This window comes from Alkalinema pantanalense CENA528 (assembly GCF_050753345.1).
Classification (GTDB): domain Bacteria; phylum Cyanobacteriota; class Cyanobacteriia; order Leptolyngbyales; family Leptolyngbyaceae; genus Alkalinema; species Alkalinema pantanalense.
Window position 1 is genome coordinate 1 of sequence record NZ_JBLZFX010000050.1, and the last position, 15,563, is coordinate 15,563.

At 51.0% G+C, this 15,563-nt stretch carries 10 protein-coding genes and 1 tRNA gene; 6 read left to right on the forward strand and 5 right to left on the reverse strand.

Going from position 1 to position 15,563, the window contains the following annotated elements:
- The 4 genes from ACN4EG_RS16260 to ACN4EG_RS16275 all read left to right on the forward strand — a co-directional run.
- Positions 1–1,601: hypothetical protein (locus ACN4EG_RS16260; protein WP_431630962.1), on the forward strand; the 1,601-nt coding region annotated here is incomplete at its 5' end.
- Positions 1,602–1,817: 216 nt separating this feature from the next.
- Entirely contained in the window at positions 1,818–2,981 is a 1,164-nt protein-coding gene (locus ACN4EG_RS16265; RefSeq protein ID WP_431630964.1) for a glycosyltransferase family 4 protein, read from the forward strand.
- A gap of 74 nt (positions 2,982–3,055) precedes the next feature.
- Positions 3,056–4,318, forward strand: coding sequence for an ABC transporter ATP-binding protein (locus tag ACN4EG_RS16270; protein ID WP_431630966.1), 1,263 nt, complete (start codon positions 3,056–3,058; stop codon positions 4,316–4,318).
- Positions 4,319–4,504: 186 nt separating this feature from the next.
- On the forward strand, positions 4,505–5,929 hold the full coding sequence (locus ACN4EG_RS16275) for a hypothetical protein (RefSeq protein WP_431630967.1): 1,425 nt from the start codon (positions 4,505–4,507) through the stop codon (positions 5,927–5,929).
- Positions 5,930–5,974: 45 nt separating this feature from the next.
- Here the strand turns inward: ACN4EG_RS16275 and ACN4EG_RS16280 are convergent, their stop codons facing one another.
- Entirely contained in the window at positions 5,975–7,441 is a 1,467-nt protein-coding gene (locus ACN4EG_RS16280) for a hemolysin family protein (RefSeq protein WP_431630968.1), read from the reverse strand.
- Positions 7,442–7,475: 34 nt separating this feature from the next.
- Positions 7,476–8,138: a hypothetical protein gene (locus tag ACN4EG_RS16285; protein WP_431630970.1), complete on the reverse strand. Its 663-nt coding sequence runs from the start codon at positions 8,136–8,138 to the stop codon at positions 7,476–7,478.
- A gap of 307 nt (positions 8,139–8,445) precedes the next feature.
- On the opposite strand from ACN4EG_RS16285, the gene ACN4EG_RS16290 reads away from it, so the two are divergent.
- Positions 8,446–8,518 (forward strand) — tRNA-Ile (locus ACN4EG_RS16290).
- A gap of 15 nt (positions 8,519–8,533) precedes the next feature.
- Here the strand turns inward: ACN4EG_RS16290 and ispD are convergent.
- The gene (gene ispD, locus ACN4EG_RS16295; RefSeq protein ID WP_431630971.1) at positions 8,534–9,247 is read right to left on the reverse strand and encodes a 2-C-methyl-D-erythritol 4-phosphate cytidylyltransferase; all 714 of its coding nucleotides are present in this window, start codon (positions 9,245–9,247) and stop codon (positions 8,534–8,536) included.
- Positions 9,248–9,903: 656 nt separating this feature from the next.
- Positions 9,904–12,396: a phenylalanine--tRNA ligase subunit beta gene (pheT, locus tag ACN4EG_RS16300; RefSeq protein WP_431630972.1), complete on the reverse strand. Its 2,493-nt coding sequence runs from the start codon at positions 12,394–12,396 to the stop codon at positions 9,904–9,906.
- A 631-nt stretch (positions 12,397–13,027) separates the two neighbouring features.
- Here pheT and ACN4EG_RS16305 point away from each other — a divergent pair.
- A complete protein-coding gene (locus tag ACN4EG_RS16305; RefSeq protein WP_431630975.1) occupies positions 13,028–14,668 on the forward strand; it encodes a serine/threonine-protein kinase in 1,641 nt (546 codons plus the stop codon).
- 93 nt (positions 14,669–14,761) lie between these two features.
- Here ACN4EG_RS16305 and ACN4EG_RS16310 read toward each other — a convergent pair whose 3' ends face one another.
- On the reverse strand, positions 14,762–15,514 hold the full coding sequence (locus ACN4EG_RS16310; RefSeq protein WP_431630977.1) for a hypothetical protein: 753 nt from the start codon (positions 15,512–15,514) through the stop codon (positions 14,762–14,764).
- Between the last annotated feature and the right edge of the window lie 49 nt (positions 15,515–15,563).

Sequence of the window (15,563 nt, forward strand, 5' to 3'; positions counted from 1 at the left end):
CCCACCCTCCCACTCCCCTACTCTCCATGAGCGCATCTCCTCCTCCCGCTAAAAACCAGATGAAAACGGTCTTCTGGTTTGGCATTGCTGCCCTCTTCCTTAGCAACCGCAAAGCCTTACTCCATGCTGCTCCCATGACTTCGATCGGAGCCATCATGATCGGCATTGCCTGTATGTTTCCCATGTATCTTTGGTGTGCAGGTCGGGTGAAGGGGATGCCCATTTTTCCGTTTTTCACCCTGACGTATTTATGGACGTTCTGTCTACCGCTATTGAGTGAAAACCCTAACGTATTAAAATATCCTCCCACAGCCCATCTCTACGCCAGTTTCACAACAGTTACTTTTCTGTTGTCTGGAACGCTAATTTGGTGGCAATTTGTTAGATCTCCCAAACCCGTCCAAAGTGCATTTCTAGCATTGAAAACTAAGCCTGCTGAGAATTTCTTTTTTTGGACATTGGGGGCTGCATTATTATTTAACATGTACTTTCTCGCTCGATGGTTTTCAGTGCCAGAAAGTCTTTTTACGCTGGTGCGGGGAATCGTTATCGGGTTAAGTACCCTGGGGATTTTTGTATTAGCCTACCGATGTGGAGGGGGATATCTTTCTAAATTTAAATCACGGCTACTTTTCTTTTTACTGGCTGGCATCATTCTAACCAGTGCTGCAACACTTATTTTAAAAACGGCATTAACTCTATTTTTGATGTCGGTTATTGCCTATGTGATTGGAGGCCGGAAATTACCTGTTCTGCCCTTGGTGATTGGGTTGATTTGTTTATTGCCATTGCACTATGGAAAACACCCCATGCGCCATAAATACTGGGAAGGGCCACCCAAATTAGTGCAACCGTGGGAATATCCTGCTTGGTTCCAGGAATGGGCCAGTTACTCTCAACAAACTTTATCCGAAAAGCCCCAGCGCTGGGATCCTCCTAAGGAGAAAAAGGAATCCTTCGTGGAACGATCGAGCGTCATTCACATGCTAATGATGGCGCAGGATAAAATTCCGCGACTTTATCCAACTATGAATGGTGCAACCTATGGCATTATTCCGCAGCTAATGCTACCGCGATTCCTGAATCCCAATAAAATCAGAAGTCACGAGGGTACGCACATGCTAAACGTCCATGTTAAGCGGCAAACCTATCAACAAACGTTTAAAACTGTGATTGCCTGGGGATTGTTACCAGAAGCCTATGCGAACTTTGGCTTTATTGGGGCGTTTATTGTGGGTGGAAGCTTAGGAGCCTTCTATGGGTTCGTCACCATGCAAGGGGTGGAAGCTCCGACATTCTCGTTCCGGACACTGTTTTGCATCTTGGTGATTAGTTTTGCGTTGGCGTCTACGGAGTGGACGGCGGGGGTGTATGCCGCGACGCTCCAGCAGTCTTCGATGCCATTGATTGGGATGCGGTTAGTGTTTATGCGCCGCTTCCGAAAGATGCGTCAGAAAAAAGTTGTGCCTGCTCCAGTGGGCTTAAGTCAGCAGGATATGGCTTGGTTACGATCCGATCCAGAATTGCTGCAACAACTGATCGATGAATTGGAACAGCGATCGACTCCCCCAATCCCCCAACAACTGAAACCGCAGACTTAATTGATTGACGATCTCGACAGATTTGATTCCCTAAATCCCCCTACCCTGCGGGAAGCAGAGCTACAAAAGGGGGACTTTGAAAGAATTTGTCTAAATTCCCCCCTTATTAAGGGGGGCTAGGGGGGATCAAGTCTATCGCATCGAAGAACAAATTCACTATCAAGGATTTCAGCAATCCTTTTACAACAAAATTACAGACCACTCAGCGTTACTCCTATGAAAAAACTAGCGATCGTGCTTTCCCATCCCATTCAGTACTATGCCCCTTGGTTTCGCCATCTCCACGCCGATCCGGAAATCCAACTGAAAGTATTTTATCTGTGGAATTTTGGTGTTTCGGAAGTCATCGATCGAGGCTTTGGGCAAAAGATTCAATGGGATATTCCGCTATTGGAAGGCTATGATCACGAATTTGTTGCCAATACCAGTTCCAATCCCGGCACCCACCACATTTGGGGTTTACAAAATCCGACCCTAATTCCCCAAATTCGCGCCTATGAACCCGATACGGTGCTGTTGATGAATTATAACTATGCCAGTTTGTATCACTTCCTGTGGCATTGGCAAGATTGCCCTATTTTATTCCGAGGCGATTCCCACCGGATCATGCCAGAACGGGGAATTAAAGCTTGGTTGCGGCAACAGTGGATCACCCAGGTCTACCAACACTTCGATCGAGTTCTCTACGTTGGAAAAGCCAACTATCACTATTTCCGAACCCATGGCGTTGCGGCAGAAAAACTTTGCTTCTCTCCCCACACTATCGAAAACGATCGCTTCATGGCCCAATCCGATCGCGCCCACGACCAAGCCAAACAGTGGAAGCAGGAACTTGGCATTCCGGCACACCATAAAGTGATTCTCTTTGCGGGTAAATTTATTCCGAAAAAACGTCCGATCGATTTAGTCAATGCCTTTGTGCAAGCGAATCTACCGGATACTTCGTTATTACTAGTCGGAGCGGGTGCGTTGGAATCGGATTTACGCAGCCTTGCCGTCCAGCATTCACAAATTTATTTCGCTCCGTTCCAAAATCAAAGCTTCATGCCCCGCACCTACGCGATCGCTGATGTCTTTGTCCTCCCCAGCTACGGTAGTTCCGAAACCTGGGGCCTAGCGGTGAATGAGGCGATGTGTTTAGGAAAGCCGATTCTTGTCAGTGATCACGTCGGCTGTGCAGAGGATTTGGTGCGCCCTGGCCACAACGGCTTAATTTTTCCCGCTGGAAATGTCGATGCACTCGCGAGTTGTCTTCAGCAAATGTTAGCCAGTCCCGCCACCCTAGCCATTTACGGAGAAGCCAGCCGCCAACTGATTCAAAACTACAGCTATGTCCAAGCCACCCAAGGGCTGAAACAAGCCATGGGGATTGTGGGGTAAATTCCCCAGAAAGCTACCCACCGTCGCCATAATCGAGTATCATCGGCACTGATTTAAAATCGCCAGTGGGTACCGTGGCACAGGTCATTCTCGACAACATCTATAAAACTTATCCCAAGGGTCGGGGCGCAGGGGAACCCGGTAGTCAGCCCGTCTCCGTTCTACGATCGATTAACCTCACCATTCGCGATGGGGAATTTATGGTGTTGGTGGGGCCATCGGGCTGCGGTAAGAGTACCTTGCTGCGCTTGATTGCAGGGTTAGAAGAGATCACCGGGGGCAACATTTACGTGGGCGATCGCCTCGTGAATCAACTGCCCCCTAAGGAACGGGACATTGCCATGGTGTTCCAGAGCTACGCGCTCTATCCCCACATGACCGTTTACGACAACTTGGCCTTTGGGCTGCGGCGATCGACGGCCCCTGCGGACACCCCCACCGCCTCTCGGTTGCCCCAATGGTTGGAAACCCTAGCCGTGGAAACCAGCCGCAAACTGCCGAAGGGCCTGCGTTACGTTCCCGATCGGGAACAACAGATCGATCGGCGGGTGCGGGACGTGGCAGCGTCGCTACAAATCGAAGGCTTGCTGAATCGGCTACCCAAGCAGCTTTCTGGTGGCCAAAAGCAGCGGGTTGCCCTGGGGCGGGCCATGGCTCGCGATCCCCAGGTGTTTCTGATGGATGAACCCCTGTCGAACTTGGATGCCAAACTGCGGGCCGAAACCCGATCGCAAATTGTCAAGCTGCAACGGCAACTGGGCACCACGACGATCTACGTCACCCACGACCAAACCGAAGCCATGACCATGGGCGATCGCATCGCAGTCTTAAACGCAGGGCAGATCCAGCAAATCGCCACTCCGCTGGAACTCTACAATCGCCCCGTCAATCGCTTTGTCGCGGAATTCATTGGATCACCGCCGATGAATTTCATTCCCGTCCAGGTCAAAGCGCCGCTGTTAATCATCCACCCCGACTTTCGCATTACGCTACCAGAATCCTGGGCTAACGTCCTCAGTCGCTACGACGGCCAAACCCTAACCTTAGGGATTCGTCCGGAGCACCTGAGCTACAGCGTGCCTGCGCCTAAAAATTTACCTGTCACCGTGGAACTGGTGGAAGCCCTGGGCAGCGAGACCTATATCACCGCTAACCTAGCGGGGCAACCCTTGGGATCGGGGGCTAGCCACAGTCGCGGAGAGGTTGGTAAGACCGCGATCGCTGCTCGCATTGAGGCGGATAAACCCGTGGGGATCGGCGAGAAAATCTGGCTGGCGATTAATCCCGACAAAATTCATTTATTCAATCCAGAAACCGGATTGGCGATCGATCCCTAACTTCCCGGCTAGGAAATTGCCATTGGTGTTTCCATGGGCTCAATGCAGCTCCATGGGCTCAATGTATCCCCAAAATGGGCGAGTTCTCCCCACGCCCAGAGGCGGGAAGTTTATCTCTGCTTTAACAAACATGAAAATTTTCTAAGGGGGATGGGAAATTCCACAGTCAGTCGCTAATTTAGAGAGATGAGGTCATCTCCACCGCCCCCCCTGCAATCTTCCCCCCGCAGCGTTGTGATCAAAACCCGGACGCTGCGTCCGTTTATCTGGCTAGGGTTGCTTCTCCTCGCTGGACTGTCTCGGCCTGTATTACTATCCCAAGCCGTGCCGATGGTGCAGCTTTCATCCCAGACCACCCAGCCCCAAGCCCTCGCCCGTGCCCGATCGCAACAACGCCAACAGCAGGAACGCCAAGTCCGTCCTGATAATTACGACCTAGCCCGTTACCCAGTGGACGATCGCAACGCCAAACACTGGAAAAACCTGCTGTGGACGACGGCGATCGTTGAACCGAAGCAGCCCTTTGTGGCCCAGGCGATGGACAGGATTCTAGCCATGACTCGTCAGGCTAAACTCTCCACGGCTCAAATGCGAACGATCGACATGGCCTTGCAGGTGGGTACGCAGTTGTATGCGACCGATCCCCTCGCCTACAGCAGTCTCGCGAACCAATTTCGGCTAACGATCGAACAAAGCAAAGATCCCCAATGGGTTGCCATGGCGATCGCTGCTCTGGTCAATGGTGATCGAACGGTCAAAACCAATCTATCCATCCAAGAAATTCAACAACTCAGCCAACGGATTCAGCAACGCTTTCCCAATTGGCAAACTCAACCTTACCTCTACACAACTCTGCAAGACATTACAACACGATTGAATCCACCCGCAGCCCCACCCCTCAAAGATTTGCTCCAGTGGCAAGCGCAACCGGGGGAAATGCAAGCCTACGTGTTGTGCAATAGCGATCGCCATGCCCTTTGTCGCATGATTCTCAAAAACGATCGGGGCCAGTGGGTGCAGGAAAAAGGCCAACTGTGGTCGGTGCCCTTGCTGCTGCGATCGGTACATGGCTTAAATTGGAATTTTGTACGAGGCAACACCCCCCAGGGTTTGTACCGTATCGATGGCACCACGCCCCAACCCGATGATTTGTTTTTCCGGGCCTACGGTCAGTTTTCCCTTGTCAATATCTTTGTGCCGTTTGAAGCTGGAACCACGGCCATGGCCGGATTCAGCGGTTCTCCCACAGACTACCGAGGACTGCTGCCCACGAGTTGGCGCGACCACTGGGGCTTGCAGCAGAGCTATTGGGCCGGAAAGTTAGGTCGATCGCTATTTCGTATCCACGGCACAGGCGACTCTCCTGATTTCTTCAGTGGCAAGCAGCGGAACCCGGCCAGCGGTGACTGGAACCCCACAATCGGCTGTCTGTCCGCCTTGGAACTCTACAGCGAAACAGGAAAACTGCTGCAAGCTGACATGCCCAAAATTCTAGAAAAGTTCCAAGCGGCCTCCAGTGACACGCTGCAAGGCTATTTGGTCGTGGTGGAGGTTCCCAAAACAACGGGCCAAGCGATCGCCCTTGAAGACATCATGGCAGGAATCAATTAAACACCAACCCTCCTCCCACCCTGACACCCTCCAACCCTCTAAACCCTACACAGAGCTATTTTCCTCAATGGTTTCCTCCATCTCCTCGTCAGCTTGAATGCGATGGACGCGGACATAATCCAAACGTGGCCCCTCCGTAGACATCACCGTCAGTTCACAGTTGCCGTACTGAAGTGTTTCACCCTCCATGGGAATGCGCTGCCATTGATAGAGCAGAAATCCGCCGAGTGTGCGATATTCATCCGCTACGGGCAAATTGAGACTTAACACATCGTTGACTTCGTCCAAATCCAGTTGGGCTTGCACAATAAAGGTATGACTGTCGATGCGCTGGATGGAAAGCACCGTGTCCATCTCAATTTCCGGGGTTTCACCGATCAGTTGCGCTACCACGTTCTGAATCGTCACCAAACCCGCCGTACTGCCAAATTCATCGACCACAATCACCAAGTGATGGCGCGATCGCTGCATCAGGGACAATAGCTCATCCAACGGTGTGTATTCTGGCACATATCGAGCGGGTCTGATCCAGGGCTGAATGGAACTGTCGAGGGTGAGGGTTCCCTGGACTAACGGTTCCGCCAATTCCTTGAGGTGAATCACGCCGCAAACATCATCCACCGAGTCCCCAATCACGGGATAGCGGGAATGGTGCGATCGGGCCACTTCATCCAACAAATCCCGTACCGTTGCTTCGACGGGAATGCTAATCAGACTGGTGCGCCGGATCATAATTTCCCCCGCGCTCACTTCCCCAAATTCAAAGGCATTGGCCAGCAACTCCCGTTCATCGGCTTCCAAGCCCATGGATTCACTGGGTGTTGCAATCATGAGCTGCAATTCTTCGGAGGTGATTTGGTTATAGCCTTCCTGGCCGGTATAGCGAATGCCGATTAAGCGTAATAGGAGCTTGGTGGATTGGTTCAATACCCAAATGAAGGGATTAAACACCTGGGCGATCGCTAAACTGAGGGGAGCCAGAAACCGCGAAATTTCCTCGGAGTACAGCAGTGCCAGGGATTTTGGACACAGTTCTCCTAAGACAATTTGCAGGTAGGCAATCAGGAGAAAAGCGAGGGGAATCGAGAACGATCGGGTGGCGACATCCAGCCAAGCGTCGGGCAAGGGTAATTGGGCTAAGCCCTGCCGTACTAAGCCCGCCATTGTACTTTCGCCGATCCAGCCGAGGGCCAAACTGGATAGAGTAATGCCCATCTGGGTGGTGGACAGGAGGCGATCGATGCTGCGCTGGAGTTCCTGAACGGTTCTAGCTTGGACATCACCGGCATCGACGAGTTGACTAATGCGCGATCGACGTACAGAGACAATGGAAAACTCCGCTGTCACAAAAAACGCATTGATGATGATTAAAAGCGCGATCGATAAAAGTTTCCAGGGGACGGTGACGGGATCCAATACAACGTCAGAGACGAGGATCTCCGATTGCGCATCAACCATGACCCATTGGGAGGTTGCAGGTTGGGCGATCGCGAACAATGCCAGGGTGACCATAGATTGATTCAGGGAAATGAATACCCCTTGCCCCCTATTTGACAGGAATACCTGCAACTTCTAACTGTACCTGCTGGGCAGGGTAGTCAGAGAGTTGCAGAGAAACCGTTTCCGCATTGTCCAACAGGCTGCTAGAAATTTTAAGGGTTCCAGTATACCGCTCACTTTTAGGAGCCAGTTCCGCAGGGAGTCCTGCTGTTTCTCCATTTAAAATGCGGCCTTGGTTATCCGTGATGGTTAAAAAACTGTAGAGAAATTTGACCGGTTGATTAGCATTGTTTTGAATGGCAACATCGAGTACGACGGTATCTTCCTGCCGCCGCATTCCTGTGACTTCCATTTTGACACCCTTGCTTTGACCTCCGTAAGGAAACTTTGCGGTATTACTCGGCTTCTCTGGCTCTTCTTGCTGCGGATTGGCCTGGTTATTTCCCGTGGCTGCGCTGCCTTTTCCGTTGTCCGTCCGTTCCTTGACTTCTTTGATAATGTCTTCCTCCTGAAGCAAAGACATCCCCTCTAAGGCTCCATTGGGGGCAGGACGGCTGTTGTTTTTGCTATTGGGTCGGCTATCAGGCTGGGTGATGCCCTTGAGTGCTTCATACCCCAACGAAAAGCCCCAGTTGGCACTAGCAAAGCCTGCGCCAATCATCAGAAACAACAGGACGAAGGTAAAGGTTGCGGTGGAGTTCAGTTTCATAGGGGTTCGCTCGCGGGTCAATCACGACTAGATTGTCATAACTGTATTGTCACGACTAGATTGTCACGACTAGATCGTCACGACTGCATTGTAGGAGCAGATAGTCAGTTATAGCTGATTTTTCAAGCTAAAATAGAACCGAATTTAGCCAAATTTTTGAGTCAATTATTTGAGTCAATTATTTGTCTGCTATTTTGGGAAGTCTGCGTTAGGATAGTTTCCACTATGTTACGTTTCCACAACGTGACGGCCTGTGGTTGGAGTGAACCTTGGTTCTTCCAAGTATTCTTCCCGAATAGGTTCATTTCCAGGGTTGGCCGAGCGGTATAGGCAGCGAACTCATAATTCGCCTTAGGCGGGTTCAACTCCTGCACCCTGGACTACTGACTGCTCAATCAAGATGCCTCGATCGCCGAGTTTCTAAGGTCTGCTTGCCGACTCTTGAGGATGAATTCCGCGATCGCGAGATCAACGGGCGTGGTTACCTTCAAGTTGGTTTCTTCTCCCACCACAATTTTGACTGGCAGATTGCACCGTTCAAACAAAGCGGCATCATCGGTGACTTCCCACCCCTGGGCAACGCCTTCATCGTGACACTTACGCAACAACGGCACGGAGAAGCCTTGGGGGGTTTGGGCAGCCCACAGGTTGGCGCGATCGGGTGTGTCCTGGATCAGCAATTCACTATCGACAACTTTGATTGTGTCTTTGACGGAAATGGCCGCAATCAGACCATCACAGGTTTGTAACGCGACAGCACAGCGATCGAACAACTCCGGTGTGGCTAAGCAGCGGGCACCGTCATGGATGAGGACGGCGGCGGCAGCGGCGGGTAGCGCTTGGAGGCCGTTGAAGACGGATTCCTGACGGGTCGATCCCCCTTGGATCAGATGGACGGGTTTGGTGAGGTTGAGATCGGTGAGGATCCTGGTGAAATCGTCGAAGTCGATCGGTTGGCCGATGATGCCGATCCATTCGATCGTCTGGGCGGCGGCGGCGGCTTGTAATGTCCAGGCTAGGATCGGTTGGCCGAGTAATGGGAGAAGTAGCTTGTTGCGATCGCTACCCATCCGTTTACCTGATCCAGCGGCTGGAATTAATAAATGCACGGTCACTCCTCACCTATGGGCCCAATGAATATTTTTGTCTCCCAATCCTAGCGAAGAACGGTACCGATATCTCCAGCGTTTTTTCTATCCCCTCTTTTCGTCGAACAAAGAGCAGTCGTATCGCTGTAGCCCAGTCAATTAGGACCAATCTTATTGTGACTTTATTGCTGACCAACCATAGCTTAGGGATTTGCAAAGAAATAATATCCCTTCTTCATTCCCCTACCCTCCTACCCTTTTACTCTCCTACCCCTACCCAATTGGGATTTTATTGATGCGCTGTTCCCTTACATTGGCCTGACTAGGGTTACGCTTATGAGCCTGATTACTGGGAGGACGAATATTCGCAACAACGGGTATCGTCAAGCCAAATCGATCCAAATCGATATCATCAAGCTCAATAGAGATTGTTTCACCGAATCAAAGACCGTTAAATGTGATCAGAATTTCCAAAAATTACCAGGCATCATTGAATACCTGCATCAGCATTCGGGAAAATCATGAATATTCAGTAGAGTGACTTCATCCCACTCTGCAAGAAATGTGTCAAGAAACATAGAAAGGGCTAGAGGCCATCAACTCCTTGCAAGCTAGTCAGTATCCTGCCTCTAGTCTTCAAATCCACTATCGTGTATACAATCCCAAACACGATCGAATTAGCTGCGTAACTCAACTTGAAATTTCTCTACCAATTCATCGCGCACTTTTTGTTGAACCGGATCAACATCCGCATCCGTTAAGGTGCGATCAGCAGTGCGATATACCATCCGAAACGCTAAACTCCGTTTTCCTGCCGGTACTCGATCGCCCTTATATTCGTCAAACAATTCCACCGACTCCAGCAGATTACCCCCCGCTTTCCGGATCGCCCGCTCTAGATCAGAGACAGATACCTTATTGGCCACGTAAAACGCGAGATCCCGATCGCTGGCAGGATAGGTCGAAAAGGGTTGGAACACCGGAACCATCGCTTCTTCAGATTCCAGATTCTTATAAATCAGATCCAAATCCCACTCAAACACATATAACCCATCCGCCAACCCCCGCTCCTGACACAATTGCGGATGCAGTTGCCCAAAGGTACCCAACCGTTCTCCCCGAATCCATAACGAGGCCGTCCGCCCTGGGTGGAGCCGCTCATCGCGACTATCGGGCTGGTACTCTACTGACAGCTTCAGTTGGTCAAACACCGCATCCAACAGTCCCTTCGCCTCAAACCAAGTCATCGGAGCTTCCTTGCCTCCTCGCATCCAACGGCCCCGCGAAGTATCACCGCCGAGAATTCCCCCTAAAACTTCCGCTTCGCCCAGTCCGTCTTCATCTTGGAAGAAAATATGTCCAATATCAAAACCATTCAAGGCACCGTTGCCCCGCTCTAGGTTGTACTGGCAGGCTTCAATCAAGCCATCCATCAAATTCGTCCGCAGAGCAGAATATTCCACAAATAGCGGATTACTGAGCACCACTTGCCGATCGCTCCCCGGTTTGCCTAAGGAATAATGCATCAACTCCGTTAAGCCAATTCCCCGCAGCGCCGATCTCAATTTCCGCAGCACCACTTGCTCTAGCGAGAGAAAACCCACTTCTCCCTTATCTGGCAATGTATCGGCAAAATTGTTGAAGCCATACATCCGGGCAATTTCTTCAATCAGATCAATTTCCCGTTCCAGATCCCGATAACGGTAGGGCGGCACCGTCACTGTCCAAACACCGTCCCCTGTGGCTGTCAGTTGGCAGTTCAACGCCACCAATGCTTTTTCTACTTCCGCTGCTTCCAACTCACTCAGGTCGTCACCCCGAACCACGAGGCCCAACACTTGCTTGACCCGATCGAGGCGCAGCTCAATCGATCGAGTCAAAGTGGCCGGACGGTGATCCGCCGTGGCTTGGGCCGTCACAGTGCCCCCCGCCAACTCGGTAATTAACTGCACCGCCCGCCGTTGGGCCAGTTCCAACTCTGCTAAGTTGACCCCCCGTTCATACCGGGCCGATGCCTCCGATCTCAACCCTTGACTACGGGCCGATCGTCGCGTCACCGCTGAATCAAACAGAGCTGCTTCCAGTAACAAATTCGTCGTACCGTCAAAGACTTCCGTTGCTTCACCGCCCATGACTCCAGCTAAGGCAACAGGGCGATCGTTCACCGTAATAAACTGAGTTTGTTCCGTGGCGGTGCGTTCCTGGCTATCCAACGTCACCAAGGTTTCCCCCGCTGTACCAAACCGAACTCCAAGCTTGAGAGCGTCGCTCCCGGCCACCTGCTTCAGCCGATCGAGATCAAAGGCATGCAAGGGCTGCCCCCACTCCAGCATGATGTAGTTCGTCACATCGACCACATTACTAATGGGTCGAACCCCGGCTGCCTGTAAGCGTCGCTGCAACCATAGGGGAGATGGGCCAATCTTAACGCCTTCAATCACTGTGCCAATATAAGCAGGACAAGCTTGCGGATCAGCAATTTCGATCGTTAAGTCTGGCCCTGCCGTCGCCGTCACATCTCCAGCTTGCGGCATGGTCAGTCGATTTACTGTCAGCGCAGCCACTTCCCGCGCAATTCCGATCATACTCAAGGCATCAGCTCGATTCGCTGTGGAGGTCAGATCCAAAACCACCTCATCTAATCCCAAGAGAGGCCGAACATCCATCCCTGGCTGGATGTCTCCCACGATCGATTCATCGAAAATATGGATCCCCTCTGAATCTTTCGTCAGGCCCAATTCTGTCAGGGAACAAATCATGCCATTCGACGGTTCACCCCGAAGCTTGGCGGGTTTAATTTTTATACCAGCATCTCCCACCTGGGGCAAAAATGTGCCAACCGTTGCAACCGGGACAAAAATATTTGCACGGACGTTAGCCGCCCCACAGACGATCTGATTGATTTCTCCTGTACCAATATCCACTTGGCAAACGCTCAGTTTGTCGGCATTCGGGTGTTGCTGGCGATCGACCACACGACCGACCACCACCCCATCCGCCCAAGTGCGACGATCCTCGATATCCTCTACTTCAAAGCCTGCCATGGTCAGCAGGTCTGCTAACTCTTCTGCAGATTGAGAAAAATCAACCAGGTCTCGCAACCAGTTCAGGGAAATACGCATCAGAAATTGACTTTGATCATTAGGCCGTGCCCATTGTACCGTTCCCATGGCTCAGGTGGGTGCCCCCCCAGTCCTAGAATTCATGGCAAGGGTATTATCTAATTTCAGATGATGAGACCGCCCGCGATGAATATCTAACTTTTAGACCCAAGATCTTCCAAAGATCTTCCAATCACATCGCTTTAGTTATTCTGTGCTAATGATCAATGCGCTAGCCATGAAGACTGAAATCTTTCGCAATGTTCCAGAGTCCGTCCAGAAAACAGTCATCTCTGATATCAGTTATCTCAGTAATCAGGGTGTTTTCTAAATAACTCCGATAGTTTCCCATGTTACTTCTGGCGAACTCGGTGAATAATAGAGTTTGAAGAGAGCGAACTATACGGAGAATTCTTTAAGTACCTAGTATTTAGTGAGAAGATACCGATGCTCGCAATGGTTGAAAATCGTTTACACCTGTTAGAAGTTCCTGCCAAGTAATTCCCATCTAGTGGGAAATTAGCGCTAAAGCAAACTGAGGTTTATACGGACTTGATGATTGAAGGACGTAACTTTAGCAACTCTTTACCAGGGATTTCTAGTGATCGCGCCTCTTTTTTCAACGATTCACGTTGATAATTGAGATACCTCTTTCCTTAACTTCTCGATCGTTTGTTTAGCGATACGCGGGTGACGCTGCATGAGCTACTGCTTGAATCCAGGCTGTCCTAATCCCGATAACTTAATCGATGCAGAATTTTGCCAAGCTTGCGGATCCAAGCTTCTACTGCGCGATCGCTATCGTGTTCTCAATGCCCTTGGGCAGGGAGGATTTGGAGCAACCTACTTGGCCCGAGATGAAGTGCTGCCTGGGCAACCTAACTGTGTCATTAAGCAGCTTCGTCCCAATGCCAGTGCTCCCCATATTATGCAAATGGCTCGCGAGCTCTTTGAGCGGGAAGCCCAGACCCTGGGTCGTATTGGTAACCATCCTCAAGTTCCTCGCCTCTTGGATTACTTTGAAGCGAATCAGGAATTTTACTTAGTTCAGGAATATGTTAGCGGATCCACGTTGCAACAGGAAGTAAAACGGAATGGGCCGTTTACTGAAGCAGGGGTCAAGCAATTTCTCAGTGAAATTCTCCCGGTTTTAGAGTATATCCACAGTCATCAGGTCATTCACCGTGACATCAAACCCGCCAATTTGATTCGTCGTTCCCATGATCTTAAGCTGGTACTAATTGACTTTGGAGCGGTAAAGAACCATGAGCAGACCATGGTTAATAATGCTTCAGAAAATACAGCCTTCACATCCTACGCGATCGGAACTCCTGGCTTTGCGCCTCCAGAACAGATGGCAATGCGACCAGTATTTGCCAGTGATATCTATGCCTTAGGCGTCACCTGTGTCTACCTATTAACTGGTAGATCGCCTAAGGATTTATCCTACGATCCGGCTACCGGAGAGTTACTTTGGCGGCAACAGGTTCAGATCTCTGAGCACTTTGCCAAGGTTCTCCAGAAAATGCTGGAAATTTCGGTGCGCCATCGCTACCAAAATGCCAATGAAATTTTCCGCGCCTTAGATCTGGAACCCTATTTGGATAGTTTGGCCCACAGTATGAATCAGGTGCCAGCAAAGGGTAATAAACCTGGCACGCCTGCTAGATCGGGGGATTTAACCGGCTCAGGCAATGACAAAAGTGCACCCATGTCCCCTGCGGCACGGGCTGCCCTAGCGATTCGCGCTCGTCAGCAGCAGCTTAATCGGTCTGACTCAACCAGCTTACAATCCGGTGCAACCCGCCAGCGGGTCATGGCGGCTCGGGCCACATCAGCATCGCTTAAAACCTCGGATTCCAAAGGGCAAACAACGAACTTTACTGGGAGTCGTGGAAAGAAACCACCCAAGTTAGCTGCTGAAGATCTGCAAAGTTACTACGGTAAAGGACGTCGCGACTTTGCATCCCATGATTTATCTCTGTTGCAATTGCCTCGGGTAGATCTTTCTGGGGCAACCTTCAATCAAGCGACTTTGAAACAGGTGAATCTTCAAGGGGCAACATTGGTCAATACGGATTTTGGTCGAGCTAACCTACACCGTGCCATTCTGAAGGATGCTAATTTGACCAAAGCCTACTTGAGTAATGCAGATTTAGAGGAAGCGGATTTGCGGGGAGCGGATTTACGAGGCGCATATTTGCTGAATGCCAATCTGCGAGGGGCCAACCTGTGTGGGGCCAATTTGACAGGGGCCAAAATGTCTCCAGAGCAATTTGCTATGGCAAAAACGAATTGGATGACGGTGAAGCCCAATGGGAGACGCGGAGGAGGTTGGTAGGCAGAGGAGGTTGGTATACAGAGGAGGTTGGTAGAGCAGGGTCGGGACACTCACTCGCTCCCAAACGATCGCTCCCAAAGAATGTCCCAGCCACTAGGGTAGCCATTCCAGATTGACGCCAATGCGATGTTCACGCATCGATCTGCCTCGCCAGCGTTCAAACTCTGCGGCCAAACGCAGTTGGGGGGTGACCGCATAGCCAACCGTCACCTGCCCGATACTGACTTCGTCCACTGTCCCTGGATTGACCCAGATTTGTTGCAAAATGACATCCGATCCGCCCCCACGGGATGGAATCAGTAAAAGGCGACCACCGATCGCCCAGCCATCCGTGCGATCGACGGTCGTGCGCAGAGTTCGATATCCTACAACGGGAGCCAAGTTGAGGTAACTCCCCAAGGGACGTAGGTAAAAGTGGAGGTCACCGCCAGCAAGTTCAGATTTTCCATTGCCGCTGGCACTATATTGGCCGCTGACTGTTATGGGACTGCGGCCAATCCGCCAATCTTCAATTCCGATCGTCCAGCCTGCTCCAGCCTTAGTAAAGTTGGTATACCCCACCCGTAGCCGAGTGCGAAAACTGGGTTCCTCCCGGATGCTTTGTAAAACGTTGGGACGATCGTTTAACCATTTCCGCAAAGTGGGGCTCTGCTGGAGTAACTTCGGATCCAAATCTAATGTTGTTGCCGAAGGGGCTGGCTGGCTTACCTCGATCGTTAAGTTAGGCTGGGTGGTTAAGTTAGGCTGGGTGGTTGGGGTAGGCTGGCTTACCACTCCTGGAATCATCATCAGCCATCCCATGCTGGTCAATCCAACCGTTCCAGCAGGTCGAACTAAAGGCCCCATTAAACAGTGCCTACCCATTCTTTGCCCAGTTTTGCCCATATCTTTCGTG

Excerpts from the sequence above, each read along its gene's own strand:
- ACN4EG_RS16265 (WP_431630964.1), top strand. The coding sequence starts at position 1,818 with ATGAAAAAACTAGCGATCGTGCTTTCCCATCCCATTCAGTACTATGCC.
- pheT (WP_431630972.1), bottom strand. The coding sequence starts at position 12,396 with ATGGGAACGGTACAATGGGCACGGCCTAATGATCAAAGTCAATTTCTG.
- ACN4EG_RS16285 (WP_431630970.1), bottom strand. The coding sequence starts at position 8,138 with ATGAAACTGAACTCCACCGCAACCTTTACCTTCGTCCTGTTGTTTCTG.
- ACN4EG_RS16310 (WP_431630977.1), bottom strand. The coding sequence starts at position 15,514 with ATGGGGCCTTTAGTTCGACCTGCTGGAACGGTTGGATTGACCAGCATG.
- ACN4EG_RS16275 (WP_431630967.1), top strand. The coding sequence starts at position 4,505 with ATGAGGTCATCTCCACCGCCCCCCCTGCAATCTTCCCCCCGCAGCGTT.
- ACN4EG_RS16280 (WP_431630968.1), bottom strand. The coding sequence starts at position 7,441 with ATGGTCACCCTGGCATTGTTCGCGATCGCCCAACCTGCAACCTCCCAA.
- ACN4EG_RS16305 (WP_431630975.1), top strand. The coding sequence starts at position 13,028 with ATGAGCTACTGCTTGAATCCAGGCTGTCCTAATCCCGATAACTTAATC.